Source organism: Flexivirga sp. B27, from assembly GCF_052905685.1.
Genome location: NZ_JBPYUM010000005.1, coordinates 50,606 through 66,228, shown reverse-complemented (window position 1 = coordinate 66,228; position 15,623 = coordinate 50,606). Strand labels below are relative to the sequence as shown.

The window sequence follows — 15,623 nt, the reverse complement described above, 5'->3', positions numbered from 1 at the left end:
CGGGTTCGCCGGCCTCGAGTTCGACATCACGTAGAATCCGGCCATGAGCAAGCGGGAGCGAGGTGCACTGCGCGCGGACGTGTTGCGTCGGCTGTGGGCGGCAGAGACACCGCTCACCGCCAATGCCTTGCGTGACAGCTTCCCTATCGCCGAACGCCCAGCGCTGACAACGCTGTTGACCGTGCTCAGCCGACTCGAAGCAGAGGACCTGGTGCACCGCGAGCAGCAGGGACGCGGCTCGGTGTTCGCCGCGACCCGACCGCAGGCCGAGCACTTCGCCGACCGGATGACCGAGGTGCTCGGCGCCGCGGCCGACCGGCGGGCGGTGCTGCAGCAATTCGCCGGCGGCTTGTCCGGGCGCGACCTGCAGGCGTTGCGGGACGCCCTCGACGACTGATGCTCGCCCTCCTGGCCTGTATGACGGCCGGCATCCTCTGCGCGACCGCGGGGCCGTGGCTGCTGCGCGGGATGAAATGGCAGGTGGCGCGTCCCGCAGTGGCGCTGCGGCTGTGGTTCGGCCTCTTCGCCGCCGGCCTTGCCGCACTGCTGGGCAGCGTCGTCGTTGCGATCGTCCTGGCGACCACGGCGAGTGAACGCTCGGGAGGGGTCGCGGCGACGTCCGCGGTGCTCAGCGGTTGGCTTTTCCTCCTGGCGCTCGGCGCGTCCATCGGCCTGGTCGGCCACCACGCCGGTCCGGTCGTCGAGGGCCGCCGATCCGGTGGGCTGTCGCTGCTGGTCCTCGTCGCTCGCGACGAGATCCGGCGCACCATGGTTGCCGGCTCCCAGGTGTGCGTGGTCGAGGCACCAACCGCGTTCGCGGTCGCGGGGCGTGGCTGCGACGTCGACATCGTCGTGTCACGGCCGCTGGAGGCCGCGTTGTCGGCGGACGAGCTCCGTGCGGTGGTCGAGCACGAGGCGGGCCACTTGCGTGGCGGGCACGCGATGCTGCGGACTGTGTCCTTGGTGGCCAGTGCGATCGCCCCGAAAGCACGCTGTGGCAAGGACTTTGCGCACACTGTGCACCTGCTGACCGAGTTGGCCGCGGACGATCACGCAGCCTCCAGATGCGGTGTGGACGTCACTGCATCCGCCCTGCGCACCGTTTCCGACATGACGGGAGCACCTGGCCCGTCGCTGCGCGCGCAGCGCCTCAGCCGGCGAGCTGGTCCCGTCGCCGGGTGAGGTACTTCCGCGCGGCAGGGTTGCCGGCCAGCTCGATCGCCCGGTCGTATGCCGCCCGCGACTCGGCGCTGCGACCGAGCCGTCGCAGGAGGTCCGCGCGTGCCGCGTGCATCGCGTGGTAACCGTCGAGTTCCGTTGCAATCCGGGATATTTCGGCCAGCGCGACCTCCGGCCCGTCGAGCTCCGCGACCGCGACGGCGCGATTCAGCCGCACCAGCGGAGAGGGGTCGATCCTCGTCATACGGTCGTAGAGCGTGACGATCTGTGACCAGTCTGTGTCGCGTGCCGACGGCGCGTAGGTGTGCACCGCGTTGATCGCTGCGAGCAGCTGGTAGCGGCCCGGCGGTCGGCCACCGGCCGCAACAGCGGCCAGTCGCTCGCGCACCAGCGTGTGCCCCTCGTCGATCAGTGCGCGATCCCATGCGCCGCGATCCTGCTCGTCCAGCGTCACGAGCTCGCCGGTGCGTGAGACGCGTGCCGCTCGCCGCGCATCGGTCAGGAGCATCAACGCCAGCAGCCCGGTCGTCTCGCCGTCGTCCGGCCGCAGGTCGTGCAGCAGTCGGCCCAGGCGGATGGCCTCGTCGGTCAGGTCGCGGCGCAACGCGTCCTCGCCGTCGCCGGCCAGGTAGCCCTCGTTGAAGACCAGGTAGACCACGGCGAGAACGCCCGTCAGCCGCTCCCCGATGTCTGTCGTCGACGGCACGCGGTAGGGGATGTGGGCCGCCTTGATCTTCGCCTTGGCGCGGGTGATCCGCTGGGCCATCGTCGTCTCCTGCACCAGGAACGCGCGCGCGATCTCGGCCACGGTCAGGCCGCCGAGCAGCCGCAGGGTGAGGGCGACCCGTGCCTCCATGGACAGCGCGGGGTGGCAGCAGGTGAAAATGAGGCGGAGCCGGTCGTCCTCCACGGGACCTGTTGGGGGAGAAGGTGTTTCGTCATACATCAGGTATGCCGCCTGGTGCTTGGCGTCGCGTCGCGACTCGCGTCGCAACCGGTCGATCGCCTTGCGGGCGGCGGTGGTGGTGAGCCACCCGCCCGGGTTCGCGGGTATCCCGTCCCGCGGCCACCGCTCGACGGCCGAGGCGAAGGCCTCCGCTGCCGCGTCCTCCGCGATGTCGAGGTCGCCGAAACGTCGCGCAAGTCCGGCGACCACCCGGGCCCACTCCTCGTGGTGGACCCGGGCGATCGCGTTGTCGGCCGACGGTGCGGTCACGAGTCCAGCAGCGCCTGGATGTCCCGGGCGGTGTGGTAGGGACGCACCTCGACCTTCCCGCGGCACGCTTTCGAGCCTTCGGCGGCGAGGGCGAGTGCCTCGTCGAGGTCGGCGGCCTCGATGACCCAGAAGCCGCCGAGGTGTTCCTTGGCCTCCAGGTGGGGGCCGTCGGTCACCACCGGCTTGTCGCCCGTGCCGTCGACCGACAGCATGTACTTGGGCATGTCACTCAGTCGTCCTTCAGTTGTCGTCCAGTTGCAGGATTTCTTCTCGGCTGGGGAAGCGGTGCACTTCCTGCGGCCACTCGAGCGCGACCGCAAGCCGTCCGGCCCAGTGACGGGCCGCCTCGTCGTCGGCGACCTGGACGACACAGAATCCGCCGAGGTGTTCCTTCGTCTCGACGTACGGTCCGTCGGTGAAGACGGCCTCCCCGTTCCTCGACTCCACGCTGCACAGCGCGGTGTCCGCGCCGATGCCGCCGTCGCTGAAGACGAACACACCCTCGCGCTTCATGTCGTCGACCACGCGCATCGATGACGCGCTCTTCGCGCGCAACTGCTCGATGGTGTGGTCGCCGACCCACTCGTCGTTGAATGCGATCAAGTATTGCGGCACGGCCGTCTCCTCTCGGTCAGGACCGCCCGGGTGGCGGTGCTGTCAACGCCACGAACGCGAAGCTCTTGATACGACACCCGCCGGAAAAATTCTTCAGGCGACCGTCGCCGCGCTCACCTCCAGGCTCGCACGATCTTGCGCAGCGTGACCGTGAAAACCGTTGCGGTGACTCCCAGGTAGGGCCCGTAGAGCCGGCGTATGACGGGCCGCAGCGGCCGCTCGGCGACCAGGATGCCGGCGGCGCAGCCCGCCATACGAGCACCGCGCTCGGCAAGGGTCGCTGCGGCGAGACGGACGGGCGGCAGGTCCAGCTCGCCGGCAGCACGGCCGTAGACCTTCACCGGTATGCCGCCGAGCGCCTGGTGCCAGATGCCGGATGCTCCGGAGCGCAGGTGTTTTCGGGCGGCAGCGTGCATCCGCGGGGTGGTGAGCGGGGCGGGTGCGCGCACACCGCGGCGAGCGAGTGCCGAGGTGACCAGCACGCCGCACACCGACCCGGCGGTGATCGATGCGGCGAGCGTCGGGATGCGACGAGGCTCGGCGACGCCGAAGAAGACGAGCACCATCTCCGCCATGATCGGCCAGCTGATCGCCTCGGCGAAGCCCCAGGCGAATCCGATGGCGATGCAACGGTTTCCGGAGATCAGCCGCCGCACGGCCTGCCAGGTCGGTGACCGCCGGACCGCGACCGGCCCGGCGTCGAGCAGGTCGGTGACCGCTTGCCGCAGCTGCGCTGCGTCAAGCACCTCCGAGGCACCGATCGGTGTGCCGAACCGGACCTCCATCGGGGTGGCCCGGAATTGGCCGTGTTTGGCGAGGACGTCGCCCGTCCCGAGCATGCCGACCGGCACGATCGGCACACCGCAGTCACGGGCGAGTCGCGCTGCGCCGGAGTGAAATTCACCGACCGACCCGTCGGTGCTGCGCGTTCCTTCCGGGTAGATGACCACCGTGCGACCCGCTTCGAGAGCCGGGCGGGCGGCCTCCACCAGCTCGGCATACCCACCGTGCTCACCCCGGCGGACCGGCAGGCCGCCGGCGAGACCGGAGATCAACGCGCGGCGCCACCACACGTCGAACCAGTAGTCCGCAGCAGCCGCGAAGACCGGACCGCTGCGCGCCGGTATGGCGGCCAGCAGCGCCGCCGTGTCCGCGTGCGACGCATGGTTGGCGACCAGGACCCTGCCGCCACCGGACCGCCACTGACCGGTGACGGTCAGCCCGCCCGCGAGCGAGCACACGGCGCGCCAGAGGCTACGTCGAAAACCGTTCATCGATGCCATCAAGTCCCTCCTAGGTCAGTGCCACGGCGGCCAGCGGCAGCACCAGCAGCAGCGAGTCGATGCGGTCCAGCAGACCGCCGAAGCCGGGCAGCCATTCGCCGGCATCCTTGACGCCCGCCTGCCGCTTGAACATGGACTCCAGCAGGTCGCCGAGCACGCCACCGAGGGCGACTGCCAGGAGCAGCCCGGCCGAGATCGTGCCGAGCAGGGTCAGCACGACGAACGCTCCGATCACCGCACCGGCCAGGCCGCCGACGGTCTTGTTCGGGCTGAGTGGCGACAGCGGTCGGCGCGCCCAACCGAACCGCCGAAAACCCTTGCCACCACACCACGCCGCGACATCGGTGGCCGCTGCTGCGAAGCAGACGAGGAAGGCGTCCCGCCAGATGAGCACCATGCTCGCGAGCGACCAGCAGATCCACACCGAGCCGAAGCCGGTGAACGCCGCGCGCCGAATGCCGTGCTCCAGATCGCCGGCCAGCACCGACGGCAGTGCGCACAACAACACCAGGACCGGCACGAGGTGCAGCAACTCCGGTCGCTGCCACGCCGCGAGCGGGTAGGCGATCGAGAGGGCGTAGAGGATCGCGGTGTCGATCGGTGGCAGGTCGATCAGCCGGGTGTATTCGCGGACGGCGATCAACGAGAGCACGATGCACAGGACGGCGGTGGGTCCGCGGCCGATCCAGATCGGGATGCCGACGACCGGCAGGATCATCACCCAGGTCACCCATTTGGTGACGAGTTCCTTCTTGCGAGAGGCGAATACAGCGATACCGGCCAACGCGAGGATGCTCAGCGTCACCCAGAAGAAGAACACACCACGGCCGGTGATGTGCAGGTGCACGAACCACACGTCGAGGTCCAGGCGCATCGACCGGCGGTCCAGATGCAGGATCCGCAGGTAGGCGTCGACCAGCTCGTGGGGGAGCGAGTCGCTCATGCCGCGACCCCCTCGGTGAGCTCAGCGTGCGCGGCACGCAGCCGCAGTGCGGCAGTCAGCAGCGAGCCGGCGATCACGACGGCGCACACCCAGCCGAGGATCCCGGGCAGCGCGGTCGCGACGACCATCGCCAGGCAGCGCTCGGTCTTGCCGAACGGTCCGCCGTTCCGACGGGTCGCGCCGGCTCCGGCAGCCGCCAGGGAGGCGAACGTCGGGAGGGTCGCGGCGGCCGCAGTGACGACCACCAGCAGCGCGGGCGTGCTCGTCATACCGTCAGTGCGGGCGGCGAGCGCGAAGAGCCCGCCGAAGACGATCAGGTCCGAGGAGCGATCGCCGATCTCGTTGAGGACGAAGCCCCACGGCCGGCTGACGCCCCGAGCACGCGCTACAGCTCCGTCGAGGTTGGCACCGCCCAGCCGGACTCCGAGCAGTAGCAGCGCCGGCAGCCACCAGCCGAGCGCGACCGCACCGGCCGCGAGCACGGCGCCGCCGATGCCGACAAGGGTGAAGACGTCGGGTGAGATGCCCTTGTCGACCGCCCAGGTGACGATGCGGCCCAGCCGACGGCTGTACCACGGTTTCAGCGCATAGAGCCCTTGCACAGCGCCCTCCCTCGGTCGATCGTCCGCCATACGTGACGGGTATGACGTGACGACGAAGCGACAAGTTTCGCCCAATTCGGCACCCGGGGTGCCGATTTCGGTCTCAACCGCTGGAGGGAGCCGATTCCCACCTGAGGGGGAATCGCCCGAATGCCGATGCTTCTAGCTTCGATGCACGCCCGGACCTCCGGGGTCACACCACATCGAAGGAACGTCATGCACTCGCGCATCGAATCGCGTTCGGCATCGCGCATGGAGCCGCGCAGCCGGCCGGTCGCTCTCTGGATCGCGGCCGCCGCTGTGGCGCCATACATCACGCTGAAGTTGCTGTGGCTCGGCGGCTCCACGATCGGCCTGCGGACCACCGCTGCGACGGACGAGCTGCACAGCACTCGGATGGTCATCGGCAACGGCGTCACCATCGGACTCGAGGCGCTTGCCATCCTCCTGGTGGTCGGGCTTACACGACCGTGGGGCAGGCGGGCACCCGCCTGGATCGTGCTGGGTCTCGCGGGCGGAGCGACCGGACTGCTCGCGCCGATCCTGCTGGGACTGCCGGCCGGTGGGATCCTGCAGGTCGCGCTTGACGGCAACCTGCACACCAGCGGCATGGACGAGATGGCCTGGTGGGTCTTCGCTTTGGTGTATGGCGGCTTCGGCCTGCTGGCCGTCGTGATCGCGGTGCTCGCGTGGCGCTACTTCCTCATCCGATGGGGTGAGGTGTTGCAGCGGGCCCCCCGCCGTCCGCAGGCGTGGGTCGTCGCGGTCGGCGCCGTCGGCATGCTGCCCTTCGCGGGCGCGATGCTCGGGTGGGGTGTGTTCGGCCCGGGCACTGACGGGCCGCCGCAGATGCAGGAGGTCGCGCAGCGGCTCGCTGTCGCAGTCACCGGCGTCCTCGTGGCCATCGGGTATGCCGCCCCGCTGCTGCGTCGGTTCGCGACCCGTCGTCCGCGTGCAACCTGGCTCGCGGTCTGGACCGGGTGCACCACCGCGGCGCTGCAGGGCCCGACCGAGGTACTGCTGGCCAACCATGGACAGCCCTCCGTGGCGATGGTCGTGCTGGGATGCGTCGCCCCGCCGGCTGCAGCCGCGTTCGGCTGGTCTGTGCTGCGCGGCAGCACGGCAAGCCGGCCGATTTCGGCGCCCGGTGTCCGTGCCTGCCGCTACGGTCGAATGCATGCCCGAGTTCACGTGGCTCCCGGCGAATGACGCGACGCCCGACGACGTCGAGGCGGTCTTCGCCGCGGGCGGCGCGCGCAAGTGCCGCTGCCAGGCGCTGAAGGTGCCCGGCTGGATCTGGCGGGACAGCACACAGGAGCAGCGGGACGCCGCGTTGCTGGAGCAGACCGCGTGCGTCACGGACGGCCCGACGTCCGGGCTGATCGGGTATGTCGACGGCGAGCCCGCGGGCTGGGTTGCGGTCGAGCCGCGGGAGAACTACCCGCGCATCTGGCAGCGGAAGCAGCCGTGGATGCGGATGGACCCCGAGCTCGAAGGTGTCTGGTCCGTGACGTGTTTCGTCGTGGCCAAGGGTCACCGCAAACTGGGTCTGACCTATGAGCTCGCTGCGGCGACAGTCGAATACGGCCGACAGGTCGGCGCCCGCGTGCTGGAGGGTTATCCGATGGAGCCGCCCCCGGGCAAGAAGGTGATCTGGGACGAGGCGTCCGTCGGGCTGCTACAGGTCTTCCTCGAGGCGGGCTACGAGGTGGTCGCCTCGCCGACCCTGCGGCGGCGTGTGGTGCGACTCGAGCCGGCTCGGAGCTGACACCGGTCCGACGCACAGGTCGCGTCGTAGAGTGCGGCCATGCGCAAACAGGATCCTCGTGTCCCGGCTGAGGTCGAGGACTATCTGGTCGGGTCCATCGCGGATGCCGGCGCGATGGGTGGCTCCATCGGCGGCGCGATCGGTGGCGGCGGTGCCGGTGCGGCAGGTGGAAGGCGTGGCGGAGCCAGTGGCGGGTCGCGGACTGCCGCACGAATGCGCACCGTTGTCGCGGATCGGGCCGGTGTTGCCCCGGTCGACAAGGAGACTGCGTGGGCGGCGATCAGCGCAGCGTTCCCTCGGGCGTTCGCACTTGCCGCTGACGAGCCGATCCTGCGAGTTGTCATACCGCTGGGCCGGACCGGCCTGCAGCATGTGGTTGCCGACGTGGCGGTCGGGCGTCATCAGCCGCAGCTGCCGTCGGTGCGGACATACGGCAAAGAGGGGTTGCTCAACCGGAAGCCGACCGCGCGCACCGCCGACGAGATCGTCAGCGCACTGCGAGGGTAGAACGAGGGTAGAAGTTGCCGGAGCACTTGGCCCTGCACATCGCGCGCCATACCGAATGCTCTGTCGAGACGTCTGGCCCTCCGGCAACCGCGTTCACGAATCTCGCACGCGCAGCTCAGACTTCGATGATTGGTCCGGCGCCCGCGACCGATGAGTAGCCGGCGGCCATGCAGCCTTGGCACAGGTTGCGATACTCGTCGCCGTGAAGATCCGAGAGGCGACCGACGCCGACATCGAAGGTTTGGCCAGGCTGCTGTGGCTCGACACTGTGGGCAAAATTCCGGACTCGGGACCGGCCGCCGCGTTCACCAGCGAACTCACCGCATGGTGGGCAGCCCACCGGCACACTCATCATGCCTTCATTGCTGAAGATGGAGAGCAGATCGTCGGGATGGCGTGGGTCGCGGTCGTGCCCCGTATCCCTCGCCCCGGGGATACGAACCGCCTGGCAGCGGACATCCAAACGGTGTATGTCGAGCCGCAGCATCGAGGCTGCGGTCTCGGTTCGGCTCTGGTCGACGCAGCCGCACGGTGCGCAGAGCGCGCCGGCGCCATACGCGTGACGGTCAACTCGGGGCACAGAGCGGTTCCGATGTACCAGCGGCTCGGCTTCGCCTCGACTCGTCAACTGCTTCATCGGTCCGCACGCACCGACCGCCGCGGCAAGTGAGCGTTTCGCCGATGCCAACCGGGAGCTCTGACTCCCGTTTGGCATCGGAATCCGGGAACGGAACGCGATCGGCACACGGATTTCCGCGGAACGACGGCAGGTGACGAGCCCGCCGGAAAATTTCCGCCACCCGGGAATCATTCGACCAGGTTGAAAGTTGAGTCTAGTGAGCGCAACTTTGGAGTCGTCGGTTTGACATGGCCGCGACGCCGGAGTTGAGTCGGATCCAGTCAACTTCGCGGGTATGACGCGGGGCTGCTCTGTGTCCGGCGTGACACGACATACGCACCATCAACCAAGGGAGAAACGAACATGGGACGTGCGGTAGGTATCGACCTCGGCACCACCAACTCCGCGGTCGCGGTCCTGGAGGGCAACGACCCCGAAATCATCGCCAACGCCGAGGGCGGGCGCACGACGCCGTCCGTCGTGGCGTTCGCCAAGAACGGTGACGTGCTCGCCGGCGACATCGCCAAGCGCCAGGCCGTCACCAACGTCGACCGCACGGTCCGCTCGGTCAAGCGCCACATGGGCACCGACTGGAGCACCGAGGTCGACGGCAAGAAATACACCCCGCAGGAGATTTCGGCCCGCATCCTGCAGAAGCTGAAGCGCGACGCCGAGTCCTACCTCGGTGAGGACGTCACCGACGCGGTCATCACCGTGCCGGCATACTTCGACGACGCCGAGCGCCAGGCCACCAAGGAGGCCGGCGAGATCGCGGGCCTCAACGTGCTCCGCATCATCAACGAGCCGACTGCTGCGGCGCTGGCCTACGGCCTCGACAAGGGCAAGGAGGACGAGCTCATCCTGGTCTTCGACCTCGGTGGCGGCACTTTCGACGTGTCCCTCCTCGAGGTCGGCAAGGACCCGGAGGACGGCTTCTCCACCATCCAGGTCCGCGCCACCAGCGGTGACAACAAGCTCGGTGGTGACGACTGGGACCAGCGCATCGTCAACCACCTGGTCCAGCAGGTGAAGAACCAGACCGGTGTCGACCTGTCCAAGGACAAGATCGCCATGCAGCGTCTGCAGGACGCCGGTGAGCAGGCCAAGAAGGAGCTGTCCGGCGCGACGTCGACCAATGTCAGCCTGCAATACCTCTCGATGGGCGAGAACGGCCCGATCCACCTGGACGAGTCCATCACCCGCGCGATGTTCGAGGACGTCACCAAGGACCTCCTGCAGCGCACGAAGGGCCCCTTCGAGCAGGTCATGAAGGACGCCGGCGTCACCGTCAAGGACATCGATCACGTTGTGCTCGTTGGTGGTTCGACCCGTATGCCGGCCGTGACGCAGGTCGTGAAGGACCTCACCGGCAAGGAGCCCAACAAGGGCGTCAACCCGGACGAGGTCGTCGCGGTCGGTGCGGCGCTGCAGGCCGGTGTGCTGAAGGGCGACCGCAAGGACGTGCTGCTGATCGACGTCACCCCGCTGTCGCTCGGCATCGAGACCAAGGGTGGCCTGTTCACCAAGCTGATCGAGCGCAACACCGCCATCCCGACCAAGCGCTCGGAGGTGTTCTCGACCGCCGAGGACAACCAGCCGTCAGTCGAGATCCAGGTCTTCCAGGGTGAGCGTGAGCTCGCCAAGGACAACAAGCCGCTCGGCAACTTCGAGCTGTCCGGCATCGCACCCGCCCCGCGTGGTGTGCCGCAGATCGAGGTCACCTTCGACATCGACGCCAACGGCATCGTCCACGTGTCCGCCAAGGACCGCGGCACCAGCAAGGAGCAGTCGATGACGATCTCCGGTGGCTCCGCGCTGCCGAAGGAAGACATCGACCGCATGGTCAAGGACGCCGAGGAGCACGCGGCCGAGGACAAGAAGCGGCGTGAAGAGACCGAGGCCCGCAACACCGCGGAGCAGCTGGTCTACTCGACCGAGAAGTTCCTGGCCGACAACGGCGACAAGGTCCCGGACGACTCCAAGTCCGAGGTCGAGTCGGCCCTGACCGAGCTCAAGGACGCCCTCAAGGACGAAAACGCTTCTGCCGAGGACATTTCCGCCAAGACCAACAAGGTCAACGAGACCTCGCAGAAGATGGGCGCCGCCCTGTATGCCGCCGAGCAGCAGTCCGGCGAGGCCCCGGCGGGCGACGCAGCGGGCGCCGGTGCCGGTGACGCCGCGGGCGAGTCCGCCTCGGGCGCCGACGACGACGTCGTTGACGCCGAGGTCGTGGACGACGAGGGTGACTCCAAGTGACGGACCCCACTCAGGGTGCGCAGCCGGGCTCCGATCTACCGGAGCCCGGCCGGCGGCCGGAGGAAGAGGAGCAGGCCACCGGACCGGTGATCCGCGACAAGCGACGGATCGACGAGAACGGCGACCTGCGCAGCTCAGCCGAAGGCAGATCGGAGGACAAGGTGACGGACGAGACCGCCGCCCCGGGCGCGCAGGAGCGTCCCACCGCCGAGGAGCCGACCGCGTCGGCGGACGCAGGCGACGGCGCTGCGGATGGCGTTGCCGACGGTGAGGAGCACCCTGACACGGCGCTCGCCGCCGAGCGGCTCGACGCTCTGCAGCGCACCCAGGCGGAGTACTTCAACTACAAGAAGCGCGTCGAGCGCGACCGCGAGGCCCAGAAGGACGCGACGACTGCGCGCGTGCTGGAGTCCCTGCTGCCGGTGCTCGATGACATCTACCTGGCGCGTGAGCACGGCGATCTGGAGGGCAGCCCCTTCGAGAAGATCGCCGACAAGCTGGACACCACGCTCACCAAGCTGGGGCTGACCGCGTTCGGCGCCGTGGGTGAGGCGTTCGACCCCACCCACCACGAGGCCTTGATGCACATCGAGGCCGAAGTGCCGGAGGGTTCGGAAGGCACCACCATCGTGCAGGTCATGCAGCCGGGTTACCGGCTGGGCGACCGCATGGTCCGACCCGCACGCGTCGCGGTCGCGGACCCGTCCTGATGCAGCCCGAGTCGTTGGTCGAGTGGGGCGTGCATGACGAGAGCCCCACTCGATCAACGACTTTCAACTTTTTAGGAGTGATGCATGGCTAGTCAGGACTGGCTCGAGAAGGACTTCTACAAGATCCTCGGCGTGTCGCAGGACGCGTCCGAGGACGAGATCAAGAAGGCCTATCGCAAGCTCGCCCGCAAGTGGCACCCGGACCAGAACCCCGGCGACGCCGCGGCGGAGCAGAAATTCAAGGACATCGGCGAGGCCAACTCCGTCCTGTCCGACCCGGCCAAGCGCCAGGAATACGACCAGTTGCGCCAGATGGTCGGCGGCGGTGCACGATTCACCGCAGGCGGCCCCGGTGGCGGCGGTGGCGCAGGCGGATTCGAGGACCTCTTCGGCTCGATGTTCGGCGGTGGTGGGGGACAGAACGTCCGCTTCTCCACCGGTGGAGGCGGGGAGCAGATCAACCTCGACGACATCCTCGGCCAGTTCGGCGGTGGTGGCTACGGCTCGCCATACGGCGGCTATCAGGCCGGCCCGCGCAAGGGTGCCGACCTCGAGGCTCGCACCAAGCTCAGCTTCCGTGATGCGGCAGCGGGCGAGACCGTGTCGCTGCAGGCCGCCGACGGGCAGACCATCAAGACGCGGATCCCCGCTGGGGTCAAGGACGGTCAGACGATCCGGCTGCGCGGCAAGGGCCGCCCCAGTCAGAGCGGTGGACAACCCGGTGACCTGCTGCTGCACGTCACCGTCGAGCCGCACCCGGTCTTCCACCGGGACGGCAACAACCTGCTGATCGACCTGCCGGTGACCTTCGCCGAGGCCGCACTCGGGGCGACCGTCTCCGTGCCGACGCTCGGCGGCAAGAACGTCAAGGTCAAGATCAAGGCGGGCACCCCGTCCGGTCGCAAGCTGCGCGTCAAGGGTGAGGGCATCCAGGCCAAGAACGGCGCGGGTGACCTGATCGCGACCGTGCAGGTGGTCGTCCCCGAGAAGCTCACCAAGGAGACCAAGCAGGCCGTCGAGGCGCTCGCCGAGCAGGACCGCGAGCGTGGCGTCGACCCGCGCACCGAGCTGAACGCGAAAGCTGCGCAGTAATGGTCCGGTCATCCTGGCGCGGCGCCTCGCCGCCACCGCCGGATGCGCCGATCTACGCGATCTCCGCGGCGGCGCAGCTGGCGGGCATCCATGCCCAAACGCTGCGCCAGTACGACCGATTGGGCATCGTCACGCCGTCCCGCACACGGGGCGGCGGGCGGCGCTACTCGATGCACGACCTCGACGTGTTGCGCGAGGTCCAGCGACTGTCGCAGGAGGAGGGGGTGTCGCTGGCCGGCATCCGCCGCATCCTGCAACTGGAGGACCAGATCGGTGCGCTGCGCTCCCGGGTGCGCGAGCTGTCCGACGAGTTGGAGCGGGAGCGTGCCAAGGGTCTCGGACGGGTCTTCGCCGCTGCCCCGGACGGCCAGATCACTCCGTTGCGGCCCGGCGAGCGGGTCACCCCGGCCCGCACCGAACGCGCCCTGGTCGTATGGCGTAAGCGCGGCTGAGCACTCCGCTCTGGCACAGTGGTGCCCGTGATCGAGTACCTCATGGTCTTCCCCGAGCGCGATGCCGCGGAGGAAGTCGCCGACGAGCTCCGTGACAACGACGAATTCACTTCCGTGCGAGTGGTTTCCGAGGCGCTTGCCGGCGAGGATGACGCAGAAGACGTCGACTGGGCGGTCCACGTCATGCAGGACACCATCGACGATCCGACGGGTGCCGTCGCCCGCGCACTGGCCAAACGCTTCGATGCCCTCGCCGAGGAGCACGACGGTTGGCTCGACGAGCACCGTTCGAGCGGCGAATGACACAGCGAATGACACAGGAAAACCGCCTACGACCGAACGGCCGTAGGCGGTTTCGCTGTAGGTAACGCGGTGGTCCGGACTCAGAGCGGCGTGCGAAGGGTGCACCCGACGCGCACGTTCGAGCCGAGAGCCTTCTCCGTCATCTGGATGACACGGGGTGAATACGCGAGCTGCAGGTGATCGCTGAAGTCGATGGCACAGCCGTCCTGCAGAGTGATGTTGTGCACCGTCGCGCCGGGACCCGCGGTCAGGAACGTCCGGGTGTATGGCGTGGTGACCTCGTCGTACTTCGACCCGATGATCGTGTAGTCGATCCCCGGCATCGTGTCGCCGTCGGCGTTGAGCTCATTGAGATAGTCGGAGCCGATCTCCTGGTCCACCGCTGCTTGTCCCAGTGTGCTCGGCAGTGCCGGGTTCAGACCGAACGCCTTTGCCACTGTTGCCAGTCCGGACAACGTGGTGCCGTGGTTGGTGGCGCCATACGTCACGACATTGTCGACCTTGTTGGCGGCGGGAATCGACGGATTCGCGCCGCCGAAGAACTTCAGGTAGCCGCGCGCCACGATGCCACCCTGTGACCAGCCGACCAGATCGACCTTCTTCGCCCCGGTGGCCGCGAGCACCTTGTCGACTTCCTGGCTGAGCTGCTTGGCCGAGTCCTTCACCGGACCGGTCAGATATACACCGGGGAACTTGCTCAGGATCGCGTCGCTGCCGCCGAGGTTCTCGCCGAAGACGCAGTAGCCCTGTTTCTTCAGCGCGGGGGACAGCGCGGCAAAGCTGTCGTAGCGGCTGGACCAGGTGCCCTGCACCAGCACGACCGGATTGGGGTGGGCGGCAGACGGCTTGCATGACCAGTCATTCATCCCCTGCGGCAGCGCCGAGGGTGATGCGTCGCAGAGAGGACATTGCGGCTCGCTTTCATCGAGGTGTGAATCGAGATGTGATCTGGCTCACTCAGGAAATCTTACGGATCGGTAAGTTGGCGCGTGCGGAATCGGCACGGCGGAAATCGGTTGCCGCCCGGTGAGCGGTTTGCCTAGCGTGCTCGACGTGATCCGACTCATCGACCCGAGTGACGACGCCGACATGCGTGCGGTCTTCGACGTCGGCATCGCAACCAAGTCCCATGATCTGCCGTGGTTTTCACCCGTCAGCTACGACTCGTGGGTCATCCAGATGCGGGACCCGGACCCGGAGGACGCGCAGGCGCTCTACGCCTCGTTCGACGCGGACGGCACCTGCCAGGGCACCAATCTGTTGTTCATCCCGCTGGAGGACAACACCGACAAGGTCTATTCGATCGTGGATGTCGCGCCGGCTCACCGCCGCCAGGGCGTCGGCCGTGCGCTCGTCGAGCACGGCCTCGCTCGGGCGCGAGCACTGCGCCGGACGCAGGTCTTCGCGGAGACACTCGTCCCGGGCTCCTTCGACGAGCAGCACGGCTTCGTGCGATTCGCACGTGCTGCCGGCTTCTCGCACGGGTGGGACGACATCACCCGTCATCTCCCGCTTCCCGTTCCGCAGGAGAGGTTGATCCGGCTCGCGGAGTCGGCGTCGGCGAAGTATGCCAACGACTATCGCGTCGAAACGTTCGTCGGTCGGGTGCCGGAGGAACACCTGCCCGGACTCGCCGAACTGATGCGCCTGCTGGCGGTCGACTCACCGTCAGGGGAGATCGACTTCGACGCCGAGGCGGTCACTCCCGACCGACTGCGGCGGATGTATGACCGTGAGGCAGAGCAGGGACGAATTCACCTGTCGACGTTGGCCATCCACAACGCGTCGGGTGCCGTCGTCGCCCAGAGCGACCTGGTCATGGAGGGGACGGTCGATTTCGCCGTCCAGCTCGGGACCTACGTCCACCGTGAGCACCGCGGGCATCGCCTCGGTATGGCGGTCAAGGTCGCCAATCTGCAGCGGCTCCAGCGGGATCACCCGGAGCCGACCTTCGTGCGCACGATGAACGCCGAGACCAACGCGCACATGGTCTCGGTCAATGTCGACCTCGGTTTCGAGGTCGTCGAGACGTCGACCGAGTGGGTCATCGATCCGACGAGGCCGTAGTCCGGCGATTA

The 15,623-nt window shown here is 68.3% G+C and carries 19 protein-coding genes; 12 read left to right on the top strand and 7 right to left on the bottom strand.

Annotated features, from left to right (window positions below):
- The first annotated feature begins 43 nt into the window (after positions 1-43).
- Both ACSZL9_RS17080 and ACSZL9_RS17075 read left to right on the top strand, forming a co-directional pair.
- Positions 44-397, top strand: coding sequence for a BlaI/MecI/CopY family transcriptional regulator (locus ACSZL9_RS17080; RefSeq protein ID WP_446666723.1), 354 nt, complete (start codon positions 44-46; stop codon positions 395-397).
- Positions 397-1,182 (top strand): M48 family metalloprotease, encoded by a 786-nt coding sequence (locus ACSZL9_RS17075; RefSeq protein WP_446666722.1) that lies wholly within the window; start codon positions 397-399, stop codon positions 1,180-1,182. The genes ACSZL9_RS17080 and ACSZL9_RS17075 overlap by 1 nt, the downstream gene beginning before the upstream one ends.
- On the opposite strand, the gene ACSZL9_RS17070 is transcribed toward ACSZL9_RS17075, so the two are convergent.
- From ACSZL9_RS17070 to ACSZL9_RS17045, 6 genes are all read right to left on the bottom strand, one after another.
- A complete protein-coding gene (locus ACSZL9_RS17070; RefSeq protein WP_446666721.1) occupies positions 1,151-2,395 on the bottom strand; it encodes an RNA polymerase sigma factor in 1,245 nt (414 codons plus the stop codon). The genes ACSZL9_RS17075 and ACSZL9_RS17070 overlap by 32 nt on opposite strands.
- Entirely contained in the window at positions 2,392-2,619 is a 228-nt protein-coding gene (locus ACSZL9_RS17065; protein WP_446666720.1) for a YciI family protein, read from the bottom strand. Before ACSZL9_RS17065 ends, ACSZL9_RS17070 begins: the two co-directional genes overlap by 4 nt.
- 16 nt (positions 2,620-2,635) lie before the next feature.
- The gene (locus ACSZL9_RS17060) at positions 2,636-3,010 is read right to left on the bottom strand and encodes a YciI family protein (RefSeq protein ID WP_446666719.1); all 375 of its coding nucleotides are present in this window, start codon (positions 3,008-3,010) and stop codon (positions 2,636-2,638) included.
- Positions 3,011-3,123: 113 nt separating this feature from the next.
- Positions 3,124-4,293 carry a 1-acyl-sn-glycerol-3-phosphate acyltransferase gene (locus ACSZL9_RS17055; RefSeq protein WP_446666718.1) on the bottom strand — a complete coding sequence of 390 codons (1,170 nt, stop codon included), beginning with the start codon at positions 4,291-4,293 and terminating at the stop codon, positions 3,124-3,126.
- Between the two features lie 10 nt (positions 4,294-4,303).
- Positions 4,304-5,236: a phosphatidate cytidylyltransferase gene (locus ACSZL9_RS17050; RefSeq protein ID WP_446666717.1), complete on the bottom strand. Its 933-nt coding sequence runs from the start codon at positions 5,234-5,236 to the stop codon at positions 4,304-4,306.
- Positions 5,233-5,838 carry a CDP-alcohol phosphatidyltransferase family protein gene (locus tag ACSZL9_RS17045; protein ID WP_446666716.1) on the bottom strand — a complete coding sequence of 202 codons (606 nt, stop codon included), beginning with the start codon at positions 5,836-5,838 and terminating at the stop codon, positions 5,233-5,235. Before ACSZL9_RS17045 ends, ACSZL9_RS17050 begins: the two co-directional genes overlap by 4 nt.
- A 216-nt stretch (positions 5,839-6,054) precedes the next feature.
- Here ACSZL9_RS17045 and ACSZL9_RS17040 point away from each other — a divergent pair, with 216 nt between their 5' ends.
- From ACSZL9_RS17040 to ACSZL9_RS17000, 9 genes are all read left to right on the top strand, one after another.
- Positions 6,055-7,047, top strand: coding sequence for a hypothetical protein (locus ACSZL9_RS17040; protein WP_446666715.1), 993 nt, complete (start codon positions 6,055-6,057; stop codon positions 7,045-7,047).
- On the top strand, positions 7,016-7,606 hold the full coding sequence (locus tag ACSZL9_RS17035; protein WP_446666714.1) for a GNAT family N-acetyltransferase: 591 nt from the start codon (positions 7,016-7,018) through the stop codon (positions 7,604-7,606). Before ACSZL9_RS17040 ends, ACSZL9_RS17035 begins: the two co-directional genes overlap by 32 nt.
- 39 nt (positions 7,607-7,645) lie before the next feature.
- Complete coding sequence (locus tag ACSZL9_RS17030) at positions 7,646-8,113, top strand: hypothetical protein (protein WP_446666713.1); 468 nt, start codon at positions 7,646-7,648, stop codon at positions 8,111-8,113.
- A 202-nt stretch (positions 8,114-8,315) separates the two neighbouring features.
- Positions 8,316-8,783 (top strand): N-acetyltransferase family protein, encoded by a 468-nt coding sequence (locus ACSZL9_RS17025; protein ID WP_446666712.1) that lies wholly within the window; start codon positions 8,316-8,318, stop codon positions 8,781-8,783.
- Between the two features lie 312 nt (positions 8,784-9,095).
- A complete protein-coding gene (gene dnaK / locus ACSZL9_RS17020; RefSeq protein WP_446666711.1) occupies positions 9,096-10,988 on the top strand; it encodes a molecular chaperone DnaK in 1,893 nt (630 codons plus the stop codon).
- Positions 10,985-11,698 carry a nucleotide exchange factor GrpE gene (locus tag ACSZL9_RS17015; protein WP_446666710.1) on the top strand — a complete coding sequence of 238 codons (714 nt, stop codon included), beginning with the start codon at positions 10,985-10,987 and terminating at the stop codon, positions 11,696-11,698. Before dnaK ends, ACSZL9_RS17015 begins: the two co-directional genes overlap by 4 nt.
- An 84-nt stretch (positions 11,699-11,782) precedes the next feature.
- A complete protein-coding gene (locus ACSZL9_RS17010) occupies positions 11,783-12,790 on the top strand; it encodes a DnaJ C-terminal domain-containing protein (protein WP_446666709.1) in 1,008 nt (335 codons plus the stop codon).
- Positions 12,790-13,242 carry a heat shock protein transcriptional repressor HspR gene (locus ACSZL9_RS17005; protein WP_446666708.1) on the top strand — a complete coding sequence of 151 codons (453 nt, stop codon included), beginning with the start codon at positions 12,790-12,792 and terminating at the stop codon, positions 13,240-13,242. The genes ACSZL9_RS17010 and ACSZL9_RS17005 overlap by 1 nt, the downstream gene beginning before the upstream one ends.
- Before the next feature lie 27 nt (positions 13,243-13,269).
- Positions 13,270-13,545 (top strand): hypothetical protein, encoded by a 276-nt coding sequence (locus ACSZL9_RS17000; RefSeq protein ID WP_446666707.1) that lies wholly within the window; start codon positions 13,270-13,272, stop codon positions 13,543-13,545.
- Positions 13,546-13,625: 80 nt separating this feature from the next.
- Here ACSZL9_RS17000 and ACSZL9_RS16995 read toward each other — a convergent pair whose 3' ends face one another.
- Complete coding sequence (locus tag ACSZL9_RS16995; protein WP_446666706.1) at positions 13,626-14,411, bottom strand: esterase/lipase family protein; 786 nt, start codon at positions 14,409-14,411, stop codon at positions 13,626-13,628.
- Positions 14,412-14,598: 187 nt separating this feature from the next.
- Between ACSZL9_RS16995 and ACSZL9_RS16990 the strand changes: the two genes are divergently transcribed.
- Positions 14,599-15,612, top strand: a complete 1,014-nt coding sequence (locus tag ACSZL9_RS16990) for a GNAT family N-acetyltransferase (RefSeq protein WP_446666705.1) — start codon at positions 14,599-14,601, stop codon at positions 15,610-15,612.
- Positions 15,613-15,623: the final 11 nt, after the last annotated feature.

Bases quoted from the DNA above. Each gene is read 5' to 3' on its own strand.
- ACSZL9_RS17075 (WP_446666722.1), top strand. From the start codon at position 397: ATGCTCGCCCTCCTGGCCTGTATGACGGCCGGCATCCTCTGCGCGACC.
- ACSZL9_RS17055 (WP_446666718.1), bottom strand. From the start codon at position 4,293: ATGGCATCGATGAACGGTTTTCGACGTAGCCTCTGGCGCGCCGTGTGC.
- ACSZL9_RS17005 (WP_446666708.1), top strand. From the start codon at position 12,790: ATGGTCCGGTCATCCTGGCGCGGCGCCTCGCCGCCACCGCCGGATGCG.
- ACSZL9_RS17030 (WP_446666713.1), top strand. From the start codon at position 7,646: ATGCGCAAACAGGATCCTCGTGTCCCGGCTGAGGTCGAGGACTATCTG.
- ACSZL9_RS17065 (WP_446666720.1), bottom strand. From the start codon at position 2,619: ATGCCCAAGTACATGCTGTCGGTCGACGGCACGGGCGACAAGCCGGTG.
- ACSZL9_RS16995 (WP_446666706.1), bottom strand. From the start codon at position 14,411: ATGAATGACTGGTCATGCAAGCCGTCTGCCGCCCACCCCAATCCGGTC.
- ACSZL9_RS17035 (WP_446666714.1), top strand. From the start codon at position 7,016: ATGCCCGAGTTCACGTGGCTCCCGGCGAATGACGCGACGCCCGACGAC.
- ACSZL9_RS17080 (WP_446666723.1), top strand. From the start codon at position 44: ATGAGCAAGCGGGAGCGAGGTGCACTGCGCGCGGACGTGTTGCGTCGG.
- ACSZL9_RS17050 (WP_446666717.1), bottom strand. From the start codon at position 5,236: ATGAGCGACTCGCTCCCCCACGAGCTGGTCGACGCCTACCTGCGGATC.
- ACSZL9_RS17010 (WP_446666709.1), top strand. From the start codon at position 11,783: ATGGCTAGTCAGGACTGGCTCGAGAAGGACTTCTACAAGATCCTCGGC.
- dnaK (WP_446666711.1), top strand. From the start codon at position 9,096: ATGGGACGTGCGGTAGGTATCGACCTCGGCACCACCAACTCCGCGGTC.
- ACSZL9_RS17040 (WP_446666715.1), top strand. From the start codon at position 6,055: ATGCACTCGCGCATCGAATCGCGTTCGGCATCGCGCATGGAGCCGCGC.